31 protein-coding genes are annotated in these 16177 nt (G+C 23.9%); 7 read left to right on the top strand and 24 right to left on the bottom strand.

Annotated features, from left to right (window positions below; translation table 4 throughout):
* Position 1: 1 nt before the first annotated feature.
* The 5 genes from ABNT63_RS06370 (at position 2) to ABNT63_RS06350 (ending at position 3132) form a co-directional block, all read left to right on the top strand.
* Positions 2–499: a hypothetical protein gene (locus ABNT63_RS06370; RefSeq protein WP_348734968.1), complete on the top strand. Its 498-nt coding sequence runs from the start codon at positions 2–4 to the stop codon at positions 497–499.
* Between the two features lie 6 nt (positions 500–505).
* Positions 506–1078 (top strand): hypothetical protein, encoded by a 573-nt coding sequence (locus tag ABNT63_RS06365; RefSeq protein WP_348734967.1) that lies wholly within the window; start codon positions 506–508, stop codon positions 1076–1078.
* A gap of 634 nt (positions 1079–1712) precedes the next feature.
* Entirely contained in the window at positions 1713–2045 is a 333-nt protein-coding gene (locus ABNT63_RS06360; RefSeq protein WP_348734966.1) for a hypothetical protein, read from the top strand.
* 23 nt (positions 2046–2068) lie between these two features.
* Entirely contained in the window at positions 2069–2710 is a 642-nt protein-coding gene (locus ABNT63_RS06355) for a hypothetical protein (protein ID WP_348734965.1), read from the top strand.
* A 134-nt stretch (positions 2711–2844) separates the two neighbouring features.
* Positions 2845–3132 (top strand): hypothetical protein, encoded by a 288-nt coding sequence (locus ABNT63_RS06350; protein ID WP_348734964.1) that lies wholly within the window; start codon positions 2845–2847, stop codon positions 3130–3132.
* Positions 3133–3151: 19 nt separating this feature from the next.
* Here the strand turns inward: ABNT63_RS06350 and ABNT63_RS06345 are convergent, their stop codons facing one another.
* From ABNT63_RS06345 to ABNT63_RS06230, 24 genes are all read right to left on the bottom strand, one after another.
* Positions 3152–3337, bottom strand: a complete 186-nt coding sequence (locus ABNT63_RS06345) for a hypothetical protein (RefSeq protein WP_348734963.1) — start codon at positions 3335–3337, stop codon at positions 3152–3154.
* 4 nt (positions 3338–3341) lie between these two features.
* Positions 3342–3803, bottom strand: a complete 462-nt coding sequence (locus tag ABNT63_RS06340) for a hypothetical protein (protein ID WP_348734962.1) — start codon at positions 3801–3803, stop codon at positions 3342–3344.
* Entirely contained in the window at positions 3803–4231 is a 429-nt protein-coding gene (locus tag ABNT63_RS06335; protein ID WP_348734961.1) for an ERF family protein, read from the bottom strand. The genes ABNT63_RS06340 and ABNT63_RS06335 overlap by 1 nt, the downstream gene beginning before the upstream one ends.
* Positions 4232–4312: 81 nt before the next feature.
* On the bottom strand, positions 4313–4471 hold the full coding sequence (locus tag ABNT63_RS06330; protein ID WP_348734960.1) for a hypothetical protein: 159 nt from the start codon (positions 4469–4471) through the stop codon (positions 4313–4315).
* Entirely contained in the window at positions 4455–5108 is a 654-nt protein-coding gene (locus ABNT63_RS06325; protein WP_348734959.1) for a hypothetical protein, read from the bottom strand. Before ABNT63_RS06325 ends, ABNT63_RS06330 begins: the two co-directional genes overlap by 17 nt.
* Complete coding sequence (locus ABNT63_RS06320) at positions 5099–5515, bottom strand: single-stranded DNA-binding protein (RefSeq protein ID WP_348734958.1); 417 nt, start codon at positions 5513–5515, stop codon at positions 5099–5101. The genes ABNT63_RS06325 and ABNT63_RS06320 overlap by 10 nt, the downstream gene beginning before the upstream one ends.
* Before the next feature lie 141 nt (positions 5516–5656).
* Positions 5657–5827, bottom strand: coding sequence for a hypothetical protein (locus tag ABNT63_RS06315; protein ID WP_348734957.1), 171 nt, complete (start codon positions 5825–5827; stop codon positions 5657–5659).
* 11 nt (positions 5828–5838) lie between these two features.
* Positions 5839–6003, bottom strand: coding sequence for a hypothetical protein (locus ABNT63_RS06310; protein ID WP_348734956.1), 165 nt, complete (start codon positions 6001–6003; stop codon positions 5839–5841).
* Positions 6004–6012: 9 nt separating this feature from the next.
* Positions 6013–6297 (bottom strand): hypothetical protein, encoded by a 285-nt coding sequence (locus tag ABNT63_RS06305; protein WP_348734955.1) that lies wholly within the window; start codon positions 6295–6297, stop codon positions 6013–6015.
* A gap of 506 nt (positions 6298–6803) precedes the next feature.
* On the bottom strand, positions 6804–7040 hold the full coding sequence (locus ABNT63_RS06300; protein WP_348734954.1) for a hypothetical protein: 237 nt from the start codon (positions 7038–7040) through the stop codon (positions 6804–6806).
* Positions 7041–7317: 277 nt separating this feature from the next.
* The gene (locus ABNT63_RS06295; RefSeq protein WP_348734953.1) at positions 7318–7980 is read right to left on the bottom strand and encodes a hypothetical protein; all 663 of its coding nucleotides are present in this window, start codon (positions 7978–7980) and stop codon (positions 7318–7320) included.
* A 13-nt stretch (positions 7981–7993) separates the two neighbouring features.
* Positions 7994–8263, bottom strand: coding sequence for a hypothetical protein (locus ABNT63_RS06290; RefSeq protein ID WP_348734952.1), 270 nt, complete (start codon positions 8261–8263; stop codon positions 7994–7996).
* A gap of 444 nt (positions 8264–8707) precedes the next feature.
* Complete coding sequence (locus ABNT63_RS06285) at positions 8708–9310, bottom strand: hypothetical protein (RefSeq protein WP_348734951.1); 603 nt, start codon at positions 9308–9310, stop codon at positions 8708–8710.
* Positions 9311–9322: 12 nt separating this feature from the next.
* Positions 9323–9901, bottom strand: coding sequence for a hypothetical protein (locus ABNT63_RS06280; protein ID WP_348734950.1), 579 nt, complete (start codon positions 9899–9901; stop codon positions 9323–9325).
* Between the two features lie 42 nt (positions 9902–9943).
* On the bottom strand, positions 9944–10405 hold the full coding sequence (locus tag ABNT63_RS06275) for a hypothetical protein (RefSeq protein WP_348734949.1): 462 nt from the start codon (positions 10403–10405) through the stop codon (positions 9944–9946).
* On the bottom strand, positions 10353–10856 hold the full coding sequence (locus tag ABNT63_RS06270; protein WP_348734948.1) for a hypothetical protein: 504 nt from the start codon (positions 10854–10856) through the stop codon (positions 10353–10355). The genes ABNT63_RS06275 and ABNT63_RS06270 overlap by 53 nt, the downstream gene beginning before the upstream one ends.
* A 98-nt stretch (positions 10857–10954) precedes the next feature.
* Positions 10955–12175, bottom strand: coding sequence for a hypothetical protein (locus tag ABNT63_RS06265; RefSeq protein WP_348734947.1), 1221 nt, complete (start codon positions 12173–12175; stop codon positions 10955–10957).
* 17 nt (positions 12176–12192) lie between these two features.
* Positions 12193–12408, bottom strand: a complete 216-nt coding sequence (locus ABNT63_RS06260) for a hypothetical protein (RefSeq protein WP_348734946.1) — start codon at positions 12406–12408, stop codon at positions 12193–12195.
* On the bottom strand, positions 12380–12628 hold the full coding sequence (locus ABNT63_RS06255; RefSeq protein WP_348734945.1) for a hypothetical protein: 249 nt from the start codon (positions 12626–12628) through the stop codon (positions 12380–12382). Before ABNT63_RS06255 ends, ABNT63_RS06260 begins: the two co-directional genes overlap by 29 nt.
* Before the next feature lie 61 nt (positions 12629–12689).
* Positions 12690–12950, bottom strand: coding sequence for a hypothetical protein (locus ABNT63_RS06250; protein ID WP_348734944.1), 261 nt, complete (start codon positions 12948–12950; stop codon positions 12690–12692).
* The gene (locus ABNT63_RS06245) at positions 12950–13231 is read right to left on the bottom strand and encodes a hypothetical protein (protein ID WP_348734943.1); all 282 of its coding nucleotides are present in this window, start codon (positions 13229–13231) and stop codon (positions 12950–12952) included. The genes ABNT63_RS06250 and ABNT63_RS06245 overlap by 1 nt, the downstream gene beginning before the upstream one ends.
* Complete coding sequence (locus tag ABNT63_RS06240) at positions 13209–13703, bottom strand: hypothetical protein (RefSeq protein ID WP_348734942.1); 495 nt, start codon at positions 13701–13703, stop codon at positions 13209–13211. The genes ABNT63_RS06245 and ABNT63_RS06240 overlap by 23 nt, the downstream gene beginning before the upstream one ends.
* Before the next feature lie 16 nt (positions 13704–13719).
* Complete coding sequence (locus ABNT63_RS06235; RefSeq protein WP_348734941.1) at positions 13720–13941, bottom strand: hypothetical protein; 222 nt, start codon at positions 13939–13941, stop codon at positions 13720–13722.
* On the bottom strand, positions 13941–14069 hold the full coding sequence (locus ABNT63_RS06230) for a hypothetical protein (protein ID WP_348734940.1): 129 nt from the start codon (positions 14067–14069) through the stop codon (positions 13941–13943). The genes ABNT63_RS06235 and ABNT63_RS06230 overlap by 1 nt, the downstream gene beginning before the upstream one ends.
* A gap of 907 nt (positions 14070–14976) precedes the next feature.
* Between ABNT63_RS06230 and ABNT63_RS06225 the strand changes: the two genes are divergently transcribed.
* Together ABNT63_RS06225 and ABNT63_RS06220 are read left to right on the top strand one after the other, a co-directional pair.
* The gene (locus tag ABNT63_RS06225; RefSeq protein WP_348734939.1) at positions 14977–15264 is read left to right on the top strand and encodes a hypothetical protein; all 288 of its coding nucleotides are present in this window, start codon (positions 14977–14979) and stop codon (positions 15262–15264) included.
* 481 nt (positions 15265–15745) lie between these two features.
* A complete protein-coding gene (locus tag ABNT63_RS06220; RefSeq protein ID WP_348734938.1) occupies positions 15746–15976 on the top strand; it encodes a DDE-type integrase/transposase/recombinase in 231 nt (76 codons plus the stop codon).
* Positions 15977–16177: the final 201 nt, after the last annotated feature.

Genomic DNA, 16177 nt, shown 5'->3' with positions numbered 1-16177 from the left:
AATGTTTATGGTTTTAGGTCGAAGATCATATTTAGGATTAACACCTGCTTATTTAAAAGTAATTGGTTCACAAGCACAATTAAAAGCGATGGTAAATGGTGAATTATATGAAAATACAGCAATGGGTATTCCAGTATCAAAAAGTTTTCATTTAGAAAAAACATATACAAAAGGACAAGTTAACCGTGATAAAGGTTATAATTTTACTAATGTAAATGGTTTAATTATTAATAAACAAGTATGAGCTTATCCAATTAATATGGATACTATTCAACAAGTTTTAGATAATGATACTGCTAACCCTAAATGAATTGGTAAAGTTCAATATGCAACACCAACTATTTTATATCCAAAAACATGTAAAATTATTTTGGAAAAACAACCAAGCCAAGATGAAATTACTGCCGCTAAAAGTAATTTAAATAAAACTTTTAGAGTTCCAGTTGATTATCTAATTTCAGCATCAAAACCAGAATCAAAACCAAATAATCAAGGTTAATATAAAATGAATTTACTAATATTACGCGTTTTAACTTTATTAGTATCTAATTTAGAAAATAAACCTTTAATAAGTAAATTTGTAAATTTAATTAATAGAGCTAATCAAGTTAAAAATAAAATATTAAAGCCAATTAATTATATTAGTGATAAATATAATAAAATTACAAATAAAGTTGAAGATATTTATCAGTGATTAAATCCATTTACTTATTTAGATTTAATTAAAAAAGGTCATAAAAAAGAAATACAACAAATATTAAGTCAATTAGAAAAAGATAATAATATTAAAAATAGAGAACAATTTAAAAATGAAAATTATTTAAATACTAATTGACAACCTTTAAATAGTAGTTGACTTGATAGTGGCATGTTTAATATTACAAATAAGTTAACTTTAACAGGTAATTTAACTATTTTAATATATACAAAAACAGCAAAACATCCGAAATTTTATGGTCCATATGTTTATCCTAGTGTTCCAGTTGAAATTTGAAAATTATTAAGTAATGCTGTATCTAATGCAGGAACTTTATTTTGGAGTTATTGATTAAGAAAATGATTACCTAGTCATTGATAATTATTCTCATCCATGAGAAGAAGAATATAAACATATTAGTAAAAAAACTTTTTATCCAACATTATTATTTTGATTAAAAGAACGATTACAAACAGATAATTCAATAAATATTTTTTATCCAACTATTAATGATTTTTCTAAAATTGATTATAACGAATATATTAAAATTATTGTTCCATTTGATAATGATACTATTTATGAAGAAAATGGTGTTTGAAAAGCAAAACAAAGTGGTGAAATTCCATCGGATGTTATTAAAGATAGTGAATTTAATAAAAATTATATTGAAAAAGTTGATGGTAAATATATTGTAAAAACATCACAAGATATTAATCTTAAACAAGATAAATTAGTAAGTGGCACAAATATTAAAACTATTAATGGTAATTTATTATTAGGTAGTGATGATATATCTATTAGTGGTGCCAATGATTGAGAATTAATTAATTATCCAGATGCAAACGAAAAATTAACATTTAAAATTCCAAATTATGATTTAACAAAATATTACTATAAAATATCAATTTCAATAACAGACTATTCATCTGCTAATAAATTTGTAACATATTATTTTGAAACAATATCACAAAAATCAATTTTTACATTTTTAGCAGATAATTCATATCAAAGAATAATGATTAAGCAAGATGGCTCAATTTCAAATGACACAAATAATATTGTTATTAAAGATTTAACAATTAAAAGAAAATTAATAAATAATAGCGAATTAAGGGCAGATGAACCACATTTTATTTATAAGCGTGATATGGATATTGATTTACCCAAGTATCAAGAAGAAACATCGGACTCTTATGATATAGTGATAAGAAAAATAAATAGTGCAACAACTATTAATGAATTAAATTTATTTGAAAAACATCCCATATGAAGAATTATTTCAAATAATAGAAATGATATTAAAGAATTATTCAATAAAAAATGATTAGAATTAAATAAAAATGAATAAAAAATTAAATGAGGTAAATAATTATGAAACAAGATAAAACAACTTGATTAAAGGGTATCCTACCTTGAAATTGATTTAAAAAAGACCCTATTCCGACTTATAATTGAACTCATAAAGATATTAGAGAATGAGAAAGGAAATATAAAATTCGTAGTTGAGTAGTTAGTTTTTATACATTGATATTTTTAGTATTAAATTGTTGATTAGAATATGGCATGATTAATGCAATAAAAGATAATATTAATTGATATAATTATGGTAAATATTGAGGTAATGGAATTGCCATATTATTAACACCTTTATTTACACACGGAATTCAGGGTATATTTGTTGCTAGTAGTAAACCAAAAGTAGATATGAAAATTGATATTCCACGATTAAAAGTTTCTAAAACGGGATTAGTATTTACAATATTACCTTTAATTACTTTAATAATTTCTTTAATTATCATTTGAATTGATAAATCAAAATGAAAAAATGACCATTTACGACATTGTTTGGACTACCGTATTAATCCGCGTGTCGTTCAACCACGAATAGCAAAACAATGAAATAATTTAGATGGCATAACAGAAGAAAAATTAAAAAATATACAAAATGAAAATATTAAAAAACAAAAACAGGAAGAAATTAAACAAGAATTAAATATAAACAATAATAATTAAATTTTATTAAAATAGACTATATATAGGGGCGGTTGATATTTTTGGGTGGTTATATAGTTTAATTTATAAATTATTTTGTTCTGAAAGGATAGATGGCCACTGTTTGAGTAAGGATAAGAAAGGAATTAAATAAAATGAATGAAACATTAATGATTGCTTTACTTGTGTTAGCAGGTGCAGGTGGAATGGGTAGTCTTGGTATTCTTGGATTATCTGCTAAAAAAATTAAAAAATATAAAGCAGAAATTAGAGAATTAAGAACTGCTGTTATTGCCCACGAAAAACATTTACGAGGATCTGAATATGCAACAGAATTAGCATTAAAAACAGGTCAAATTAAAAATGTTAAAAAGCAAGTTAAAGTAAACAACAAAAAACAAGAACAAAAAGATGCTATTAGACAACTAACAAATAGTATTTAAAAAAAATAACCAATTAAGGTTATTTTTTTATTTTTCCTTTATTATGTTTTATATAAAAATTAATAAGATGTTCTATTCGTTGTGAATAAGTAAAGTCATTGAATTCATTTCAAACTTTTTCTTCATTTTCATTTAAGTAAACATTAACATTTCGAATTAATTTAGAATAATATTTTCTTGTTTTTTGATTAAATGAATGTTTCATAATATTAGCTTTCATAATTAGCAATAATAATAGCATCGCGTAAATGATTACTTATATTTTCATTATTATATTTTCAACCTTTACCATATTGATAAGTTAAATTAGCATCTTTTTCAAATTTTCATATACAACTATCATTATATTTGCTCAAATTTTTCATATTTTTAAGAACTGATTTAGTATGGCGTGGTGATACTCAATTGATATTTAATAATTTTTCTGTTTTATATTTAATTGCCCCTATAAGTTTTAATAAATCATCTCTATCTTTACTCGCATTAGCAGATGTATATAAACAATCTTCAATATTAATAATTGCTTCTGCTCTTAACTCATCTAAAATAATATTGGTTTGTACAATTCAATCACGATTTGTATATTCATATTTATCAATTAATTTATTATCTTCAAAAAAAGCAATAGCCGTAGTACCAGTTCCGGATGGGTCAATACCTATTTTTATCATTATCTTAAAAATCTTTCTTTAAATTGATAATAAAATTCTTCGCTTTGTTTTATAATCAGAACTGGTGATAATTTTTCAACATTTAATTCTTCTTTTAATCAATTTTTACCTTTTGAAATAATATCTTGTTCTATTTTTGTATTTGTAATAAAATTTTTAATATTATTAAAATGCTGTTCACTCATTCAATTTGGATTTGAATTGTTAATAATTTCTGTTTGTTCTTTTTCTTGCTTAGAATTAATTTTACTTATTTCACTATTATCGGGGTCTAATTCTTCGGTTGGTAAACCTAATAATTTACTTAAAACATATTTAACTACATAAGTTAATGCTGACCCAATACTTTTAGCGGGGTCAGTATTTTTACCCGTAAAAGGTCAATAAGTTTTAATTTCTTCTGTTTCTTTACATAAAGTTAATTCCATTTCAAAATATGGTATATCATTAATTATTTTTAAAGTATCTTTTACATAACTTCAAATATATGTAATATGATGCTTTTTAAATTATTTTTTAACTAATTCTAATACTTGTGCTTCACCAAAATAGTTATAAATTGTTCTACCATTCATTTCCATTGTTTGGTTTTTTTCTAAATATAATGATAAATCGTGTTGTATTTCACCAATACTTGCTATTAATGTTTTTTTAGTTTCTTGTTGCATTTTCTCACTCCTCTCTTTCTTGTCATATTAAAATTGCTTCTTTAATTTGTTCTAAATTTTGTTTAGTAATATCAACTTTTTCTTTAATTACTATTTTTAATTTTGGATTTATAATTATCATTAATATTTTTTTATTATCTATACAAAACTCTTTTTCTAATAAATAATAAAGTTTTAATTGTCAAATATAACGTTCAATATCTGTTTTCTCATTAGAACTAGTAATTTTTCAATCACATATTATATATTCATTATCAGTTGTTATTCCAATAAAATCAGTTGTCCCACACATTAAAGGACTATAAAGTGTTTTTTCAGTTTCATAATATTTAAATTTAATATCTTTAAAAGTTTCTTGATATAGTTTTGTAAAATTTTTAAATAATTCACGATGTGATTTTATTTCACAATTAATAAATTGAATTAATTCATCATCAAAATTATTTTTTATTCAAACATCAATCATATTATGTAAACATATTCCACGATTTTGTGCTAATTTTAAAATATTATCATCAATTTGTGAAAAATCTTTTGGCACTAAAATATTAACAATTTTACTTACACTAGGTATTAAAATACTATACTTATGTAATTCATCATTAAAAATATATAAAGGTTTTAAATCTAATCTCATAAAATTGTTTCATCATTACCAATATTTTGATTATCATTATTAAATAATTCTTTTGTCTCAGATGAATTAAATTCTATTTTTTCTTGTGGTTTATCAGATTTTTTTAAATCATTATTTGTATGTAAAAATTCATAATTAGATACTTGAACTATTCAATGTATTTTGTTATCCTTATCTTTAAAAGATTGTAAAACACCAGTAATTGCTATTTGACTACCTTTTTGACAATATTTTTGTAAAGTAATTGCTTGTTTATTTCAAACTTGACAAGGTATAAAATCAGTTTCTTTTTGTTTTGAATATGGACGTGCTATTGTTAAATTAAAAATTGCATATTCTTTCCCATTTTGAGTTTTCTTAATTTCAATATCTTTTGTTGTTCTACCAATTCCAATAAATTTATTCATTATTAAATTTCCTCCAAATTCTTTTCTTCAATTAAACTATCAATATAGTAATAAGCACTTTCTTCTGAATGACATTCTTCTAATGCTTCATTAAATAAGTCTTATTCGGTATAAACTTTTCCATCTTCATCTTTATACATATTATTCACATCCTTGTCATTTAATATTTTCATTTTCTAAATCAATAATTGTTGTTAATCATTCATTTTCATTTTCAACACTAGCAGTAAGTTTTGCTTCTTTTAATGTATAAAACGATTTAGTTAGAACTTCATTTTCATATTTCATTACTAATAAGTATTTTTTTTCCATAATTATTCCTCCTAATGTTGTTTACCTAATGTTCAATGTTCATCAGTCATATTTTTAAATGAAACTAAATAACTTTTACGCATTAATTCATTTAATTTATTTTCTTGATTGCATTCTTTATGAAAACAATAATCTCAATATCTTTGTTTAAGACAAGTTTTATTTAACTTTTTCATAAAAACCTCCTAAATTATTCCTTTGATTTTTTTGTCAATTTGTAATATTTTTCATCCATCGGATGCTAAATCTAAAATATCGTTAATTTTATAATATTGAATATATGAAACAATAACATCTCACTTGTCTTTAAATAAATTTAAGTACATTTTAGCTCATTCTAAACATTGCAAATCATAATGCTTTTTATGATGTGAAATACGACAATTAATAGGTTGACAATTAACTCAATCAAATGATGTTGTTATTTCATTTCAAGTTTTATTAATATACAAACTTTTATATTCTGTCATTTATTTTTCCTCCTATTTTTAACTCGCTGGCACTCACTCCCAAGTGAAAGTGCCAAGCGAGAATTGGTTATATAAGTATTTATCTATTTACTTACTACGCCATCCGCCTCACTGGGGTGAGCGGTGGCGGTATGTTAATTGTTTGAATATTTAATAATACACAGTTGTTTTTTCTTTTTGCCGCCAGAGAGTTTTCTCTCTCTTCATCCGCACCATTTCAGGTTAAAGCGTTCAGTTTTTAAAATAAATTCACTTGCACTTTGAAGAGCCTAGTGCTGGCTTTGTGGTTTGTAAAACCGCTGCCACTTCTAAGAAGTAATATCTATCGTAAATTTATTTATAAAGTGTCCATCTCAATATTTATTGTCGTTTGATGTTGACCTTGCACTTATCACGACTATCGCTTGTTAAAGCGTCTATTATTTCCGGACTTACATTACCGCTGGGCTAGACCGCCATGTGGAATAAAAACACTTAGTTATTAAAAATAACAGTCCCACACTACATTAAATTGTTTTATAAAATTTAAGTTTTAAAAAACCCGTTTCTCAATCAAAAATAATTTTTGAATTTTCTAAGCGTTTATAAAATCGTTTTTGTTTTTTATTTTTTGTCCGATTTAATAAATCTTTATGTTTTTCACAAGTTCATAAAACCTTATTTGATGAAAACTCTTCAGTAATAAATGATATTGTTTTATAGCAGTTATCAATATCACAAATTTGTTGTTGCTTATTTTTCATTACTTACTCCTTTCTTTTATTAAGTTTTTTTATTAGCAAATTAATTAACTGAAACAGAGAAAGGACAACACCTTAAAATTGGAGAAAAAACAGGTACACTTTGTAAAGATTTCTAAGATATTTAATAAATGTGTAAACAACTTAAGGAGGGTATCAAAAAGTTGTAATAAAAGTTTCTATTTTAAGATTTTAAAATGCTGTCCTTTCTCTGAATCAATTAATAATTTTGGTTTTACAAATAAAAAAACCATTTTAGTAAATGGTTTAATTATTATTCTTATTCAATTTCTATGTATTTGTTAAAACCCTTCTTTTTTACATGCGACCTAAAAAGTGGTAATATTTTTTCTCTTTGTAAAGTTGTATAGTTATTTCATTTAGCATCATCAATATATAAGTCGGTAATAGTACTGTATAATCGTGTTTTTAACTTTCTAATAATTTTTACTTGTTTAGTTACATAATCAATTTCTAATTTTTCAGTAATAAAAATACTCTGGTCATTTTTAATATAAGGGTCATAATCAAAAGTACAAGATACTAAATTATCTAATTCATCATATTGGTCATTGTAAAAATCAATAGTAATAAAATTAAGTTTTGAATTATTAGCAAAAATAAAATATACACCTTTACCATTATTATTATTAATTTTATATTCGTTATATCAATTCTTATTGGTAAAGTCCTGCATTTTTAAAAAGCTATTAATTAATTTAGTATCTATTTTTTGATTAGTAAGTGGATTATAAATGCTAATTTCTAAATCTCGCGGATTTAAAAAATTAGCATTATCTTCACAAATTCTTTTTTCTAAAATCTCATTATGTTTTTGAACAGTAACATTTTTACGATTAGTAATCGTTGATGCTAAATTAAGATAATAACTATCAATATCATATTCTTTTTTTAATTTCTTTTTTGCTGGTAATAATCCCATTTATAACACCTCTTTATTTTGTATCTTCTTTTTTAATAACATCTTCAATACTATCTTGTTTTTGTTGTTTGTTATGTGTTTTGATAAATCTAATTGTTTCAATAATTAAAACAATAACTCCAAAACCATTAAGCATTGAACCAATAATTACATATGCAGGTCAATCAATTCCTAATTTAGTAGGTCCTATAAAACAAATAATAATTCCTGCGATAAAAAACAATAATGATACTCCAAAGATTTTCAAAAACATAATTACATCTTTAACTTCTAATTTTGACATAATAACATCTCCTTTCTATATAGGTGTCCCTTCACCATTATATTCAAAATTTTGAATTTTTCTGAAATAAACCAGAAAATTTAATTCAATTTAATTCTTTTAATACTATTACATAAAATTTATCATTAATTAATTCCATAGTATGATTAATAATTTTTTTCCATAAATGATTATTATCATATGTAATGGAATTGTAGACTGCTTTTGATGTTGGTACTTCTTCATCTGTTGACTTATCATTAATGATTTTTGTTATTGGTACTTGAATATTATTTTGTACTTCTCTGACTATTTTTGTAAATCTTGGTATATCTTCGGGTTTTGGGTCATTATGAAAACTTAAATAACCATATATGTATATATTTTTATAACTAACATATCTTTTACAAGTTATATAATCAATTTCTATATTAGAATTTTTTGTTAATTTATCTTGTTTTTTATCTAAATTTTCTTTTGTTTCATTTGATAAATTATCAATTTTTTTTTATCTAATTTATCATCATTTTCTATTCTTTCAGTTTTTTCTTTTTCTAATAAAGCATCAACTTCTAATTGTGTATAATATGCTTCTAAATCTATCATAGTTAAATCAATACCTTCTTCTTGAAAAGTACGAAAAATTTTCTTTAAAGTTGTTAAATTAGCCAATGATTTTGCATAGGTAGGCAATAAACCTTGTCAAGTAATTATAGGGTCATTTTGCGATGAATAATTAATATCACCAACACTCATATTTGCCGAAGTAAAAAATTTAATTGGAATACGGTTAAATGTTCAATGTTCAATCGTAATAAACACCATATTAATACAAATTTTCTTTAATAATGGGTCTTTAAATGTTTCAAATTTTAGCTTTGAAAATGGATAGTTTAAGTAAGAATTAATCATATTTTGGGCTCTTAAAGCAAATGTTTTAAATCATAATTCTACATCACCTTTAAAGAACTTATTATAACGAACTGGAACTTTTGTAATTTTACCTGTCATTGGAATAAAATTATTATAATTTTCCAAAGTAACATTTTGTCATAATTCATTTAACATTTAATCATCTCCTTATCATTTATTTTTTTTAGAATATATTTTATTTAAAATAAACTTTTTACTATTTAATAGTGTTTTTGTTTTAATTGTTTTGTTTAAATCTTGTTTTGTTCTGAGTTGTTTATATGCTTGAAATAGTAGTCCATTACCTAACAAACTAGTAACCGCACTATCTTCTAGCGTATTTAACAATTTATCTTTATTAAAGTTATTTTTAAATTGTTCTTGCATTTTTAATATCTTAACAATTGTCCGATATATTTTAAAACTATCTTTTACTACTTGCTGATAAACAAGTGGGGCAAAAGAAACTAAATTAAACAAACTTGTTTTTTTAAATCCCCAACCAATAAACCATTCACTGTTCATATAGAATTTAAACGGTTCAGGAGCTAAAACAAACTGTTCTGCTTTGATTAAAGTTGTCATAACGACAATGGGGGCATATTTAGGATTTTTATAATATATTATTAAAGCAACTTCACCCGCAACTGATAAAGGAACAATTTTAACTGCTAAAAAAACATCAGAACCATAAGCAAAAGGTAATAATTGACCTTTTTTAATAGCCTTAGTTTCAAATTTAGACAATATTTTTTAGTTTTATCAATAATTTTATTAATTACTTTTTGTTTAATAGTAATTATTTTTTTCAATTGGGGCAAATAATTTTTTAGTTAATTTTTGAATATAAAAATTTGGGTTTAAATGATTTAAAATTTTATTTAATTTAATTGGTGTTTGGTGCAAGATATTTAATAATTTATTATTGTATACTTTGCTACCACGCATTAAATTAGCATTTAATAGTAGATTTTTACCAACACCTTTTTTATGAAGATTAGTCATAATGTTATATCACTCATTAGTATTAATTTTACTTATTTTATCAATATTTAATCCATATTCAGACAATCATTTATTAGCATTTTTTTCATTCACGCGTGGTATTTTTTGAACTAATTTAGGACTTATTTTTTGAATATTTTTCTCAATTTTTAATAAATTATTAATTGTTTCTAAATTAGAAACTTTAAAACCTTTATAAAAATCATTTCAGGCTAATTTTCCAATTGTATATAAATAAAGTTTCATTATTAGCCTGCTTTGTAAAATCAAATATTAATTTATCAGATAAAATCTTTTTACCTGTAACTTGCTTTACAACATCTTCTAAATTATTAGCAGTTATTACACCTAATTTTTCAAGTAGTTTAGTTTCTTTTGCTAATTTTAAAATTCTAGTTGTTCGAACAGCACGCGTTAATTTACCAATTCCACCAATTGCTGGTAACAAATTTAGGGCGGTACTTTTTGCTGTTACTTCTGATTTTAATTTATCATATATTTGATTTACGGCAAAATCGGTTGCTGTTTCTACTCCAAACGAGATAAATGCTGCGGCAAAATTAGATAATCCCGCACCAAGACCAACAGCCGAAGCAATACCACCAGTTAAAACTGATAAACCAAGAGCTAAAACTTGAATTCCTAAAAATTCTAATAACTGTAAACCAAAACTTTTTTCTTGTTGTTGGATTGACAATCTAGTTGGATTTTTTTAACAGCATAAATAAGGGCTGTTTTAGATGTTCCAATTGGCATATCATTTATCAAACGAAAAATTACTATTTTTTAGTACTATTAAGAATTTTTAATTTTAACATCAATCGGATTTGTTTGACCAGTAGCGTTGTTTTTACCTTCAATTTGGACAAAAACCTTGGTATCATTTGTAATATTAATTGATCAGTCAACACCAGCACTTTCAATAAAGTAATCAAAATCACTTTCAGTTAAAGAACTATTTACTGCTTTTACTGCTTTTAAAACAACATCTTTAAATTGTGGTTTTAACTGTTCGGCTGTTGTTTTTGTTGGGTCTGCAACATGAATAGTTGGTTTATCTAATTTATTAATTTTACTAATATCAATTTTTGAAACAATATGTTTAATAATTCCTTTTGGTTCAACCACTGCTCCACCTAAATATAAAACTCTTTCCATAATCAAAGTATTACCCATTCCAGTACCTAACGCAGCAGCACCAACTCTTAACGGAGTATGATCTTTTTTGCGTAAAATAAGAGGATTATATTTTTTGCTAAACTTAAAGGCAATTGCATTAACACCATCTGATAATAATTCAATTGTTCCTTCTGAACCATCTTTATTAATAATTGGTAATTTTTTAGGAACAATATAATATGTTGTTCCTTCAACAGTTTTCATTGCTCCGCTTGTTTCAATTACATTGTTTATTTGGTCATTTGCTCCAAGTTGTAACTGTAATTTATTACGAATTCCACGAATAAAATCAGCCGAACCTAAAACAATTGTTTCTGATGGAGTAAAGCCGTTTTCATATATTTTATCCATAATTTCATCATGAATTTGTAAAGCATTTGTATCATCTGCTTTTTTGCCTTGAATAGTTGTAACTGTTTCTTTATTAATAATTTCTAAAATTTTATTGCGTTTATAAGCAACCTCAGTATCCATTACTTGCTCAATATCGGCAGTCCAAAGATTAGGATTAAAATCATTTTCTACAGGATCTAATTTACGAGCAGAAGTTAAAATTGTATCTAATTCAACAACCCCATCTTCAAATTCTACTGTTGAATATTTTATAAGATTATCATCGATATTAAATACTTGTCCATCTTTTCCCAAACCTTCATTATATTTAATATTTTTCTTTCTTTTATATGTTAAACCAAATTTATTTGCTTCTTTTCACGCAAATAAAGCTTCTCAACTTAATTTTTGTTGATAAGTTTGTAAATATCAAGTTTCAAACGTTTCTCTATCATTAACTGTTGCTTGGTTAACAATATCGCCAAAAATTCTTTTTGGATCCATATTTTTATTCCTTCTTTCTATTTATTAAATACATTGTCTGTATCTAAAATATTGTTTTCTTTGTTTACTACTTTTGGTACGCCTCCAGTATTAACTGTTTGTACATTAATTAATTCATCATAAACACTTTGCAATTGTGTTTTAATGATTTCAATATCATCAGTAATATCATAAAATTTTAATAAAACATTTTTAAAATCTTCATTATCAGTTGAAGAATTTAATAAAATCAATTACTTCAATTTGTTTTAGTTGAATTGTTTGTTGTTCAATTTGTGAAGTTAACTCAGTATTTTTTGCTTGTAGTTCGTTGATTTGCTGATTATTATTTTCTAAATTACTTGAATTAAATTCTTCAACTTCAGCAGTATTTTCTAAAATAATTTCAGCAGTTTTAATATCTAAACTACCATCTTCATTTTTAATTTCAAAACTATCTACTCTAAAAGACAAAAAATAGCGTTTAGTTTTTATATTTAACTGATTAAATACTGAGCCTTTAATTTTTATTTCATTATCTTTTTTTTAATTTCAAAAACTCAGTTAAAACAGATGGGTTATATATTGATAATGTTGAGTAATTTAATCCTTCTCACTGACATTTAGCCGAACAAGTATCAACTTCAACACCACCAGCAACAAGAGCATTAATTTTTGTTTTAATAGGATTTTCATGTAATCTAACAGTTAATTCTAACTTATTAACTTTTTTATTTTTTATTTTAGGTTTATTAGTTATTGATTTTTTAGATAAATTACTTTTTGTTTGAGACATTATTTAACATCTTTATTAGATAATTTGTCATATTTTGAACTGTCAACTAATATTCAATCGATAGAATCTGTTGAATATGGATTTTTGTAAAAATCTTCTTTATATAATTGTTGTTGTTTTAATTCTTCAATTTCACTACCTAAATTTTGATTAAAATTATGTGCCATATCTATTTGTTGTTTAAAACTATTTATTTCTTGCTCTTTTTCAGCAAGTTCTTTTTTAAGTGTTTCATTTTCTTCTTTAAGTTTGTTAAATTTAATTGATTCTGTTATTGTCATTATTTATCACTTCCTTTTTTAAAAAATATTGTAAATGTTTTCAAGCATCTAATTCGTGCTCTGTTATTTTAATATTTCCTTTATAAATATAATTTTTCTTAACAACTGGTGATTGTAAAACATAATTTAAATTAAATAGATATTTGCATAAAACTTTTAAACCACCAATGAATTTAGGAGTGGATAATGGATTTTTTATTTTTAAACCTTTGTGAAATTGAAAATCTTCAATTATTACAATAACTTTATTTAAATAAGAACAAATTTTATTTTTAAACTCATTTAATATTAAATACATATTATTTATTGCTTCTTCTTCATTTTTGGAATTAAAAGTAATATTATTAATTATTTTATTTTGTAAAACATTATAAATAATAATACCAGTTTGACCAATTCCAGCAGGGTCAATTGCAATAATATATTTTAATTTATCTGGTTTATTTTTTTGTCAATTTGTAATATTTTTCATCCATCGGATGCTAAATCTAAAATATCGTTATTTTGTAATGTTGCATATAAGAAGCAATAATATCTCACTTGTTTTCAAATAAAATTAAGTACATTTTTGCTCATTCTAAACATTGCAAATCATAATGCTTTTTATGATGTGAAATACGACAATTAATATGTTGACAATTAACCCAATCAAAAGATATTGTTATTTCATTTCAAGTTTTATTAATATACAAACTTTTATATTCTGTCATTATATATACTCCTTAATTTTTTTATTTGTTGATCAAATTTTATTATTAATATCATTTACCGTTACTGGATAAGCTAATATCATTAATTCTTGTAATTTATTTTTAATTTTTTTATTTCATTTTTTCATCAAATATTTTCCTTTCTGTAAAAAAACATAATATTCCCTTATTAGTTAATATTTTGATATTTAGTAAATAATTTATTTTAGTATTTAATTACTTCGCCGCCCGCTTCACTTTGAAGGTGAGCGGGGGCGGATAGGATATTTTGATAGAGTTTACCCCCATACGGAAATAAACAAAAAAAATTTACCCAGTTATTAATTACGCTTCATCCATCCCTACACAACTTTATATAAAGAAAATAACCTTTTGGAGCTCCTCCCTCTTGTTTTTTAGTGTCCGATATTGTTTTTTTCGGTTTAACAGCACTCTTTTTATGAAAACAAGCCAAAAAACACATGCTCTGACATTTCGCAAGTGATTAATCTTGCCGAGAATTAAAAGAAATAAATAGGAGTAGTAAATCCAATCGCTTTCACACTTTCTTTAAGACTTCGTGCCATAGATGAGTTATCCATCTTTAAGCATCAAAAAATATTAAGTTTTAAAGATTGAATTTTGGATTAATCGTTAGATAGTATCTTTATTTTTTTATCTCATTATCTTTTTTAATTCTTTGTTTATTAAATATATTTTTTAGTAATTATATTTAACAATTAACTAACAACTAAATAAAACAATTATTCAAAATTTTTTAAGAAAAGAAAGGATGGATTTTTCTGAAAAAACATATTTTATTAAGTGTAAAAGATACTATCTAACGATTAATCCAATAAATATAAGTATTTTTTACAAAATAAAAAGCACTTTATTCTTTTTCAATAAAGTGCTACATTTGTATTTACAATTTACAATTAAAAAAAGCACAGGAGTACTTTTAACAACTTAATTGCTGAGTAAAATATTTAACGATGTGTATCCCTAAATGAGAACAAAAAAAAGATAAAATACTATTTAGGAGGAATTTACACAATGGCACAAAAAGGACAAAAATTTAATAAATATGATCAAGACTTAAAAAATAAAATTATACAAGATTTTTATCTTAGTCATTATTCATACAAACTAATATCAATAAAATATTCGATTCCAATTGGAACATTAGCAACATGAATTAGTCATTCAAAACAAACAGATTACTTAAAAGATGAAAATGTGTCTAATAAGACAGTAAAAACTATCTTACAATTATCGTTAAATCATTTGCGTAACCTAAAGATGGAACAAAAGCAACTGCTTGCAGAAAACAAAATCAATTAAAAACAAATAAGAAAATTAATTTAGGTTTAAAAAAACAAATACAGAAACTTGAAGCGAAAAATCAAATCTTAAAAAAGTATCAAACCTTCATCCGGTGACAACAAAAGAAAAAATAAAATTTATTAACGAACATACAAAATACTTTTCAATTACTCTATTATGTGAGACTATTGGAATTACACGGTCAAATTATTATCGTTATTTACAAACAAAAACTTCATTAATAAAAGTCGATGAAGGAATTATTACCCTTATTCAAAATGAAAAACTCAATAACAAATTTCTTAACTCCTATGGAATAAGAAGATGAAAAATTTATCTATTTAAGAAATTAAATCTCGTTATTAATAAAAAACGTCTTCAACGAATCTTTAAGGAACATGGAATTATCCCTTTCTACTGAAAAAATCGTTCCCGTCATATTAAAAAATCATTAAGTTAAACAAACAAAAAGAATTTACTAAAACGTAAATTTAACCAATTGAAACCAAATCGAGTATGAAGTACTAATGTAACTGTCATTAAACATAATCATACTGAAAAATCCAATTTAATTTCATTCATTGATTTAGCAACAAGAAAAGTAATTGCTTATACAATCTCAGATTCAATGACAACTTCAGTATTAATAAAAACTTTATTAAAAGCAATAGCAACAGTTTCAAATAAAAAAGATCTGAAGAAATTAATAATTCATTCAGATCAAGGCTAAATTTATACTGCTACAGAGTACATTGAATTCTATAGAAAATATAAATTTAAAATAAGTTACTCAGCAATAGTTACTCGAACTGATAATGCTGTGGAAGAAAGTTTTTATACTAGATTAAAGTGTGAAACCTTCTATAATAATTATAATACGCAAAATAAAATAAAAGACATAATTATTTTAAAAAATATATTGAATTTTATA

The organism is Spiroplasma endosymbiont of Ammophila pubescens, assembly GCF_964020965.1.
Taxonomy (GTDB): Bacteria; Bacillota_I; Bacilli_A; order Mycoplasmatales; family Mycoplasmataceae; genus Spiroplasma.
Note: the sequence above shows the minus strand (reverse complement) of the source record. Positions and strands in the feature narration are given on the sequence as shown.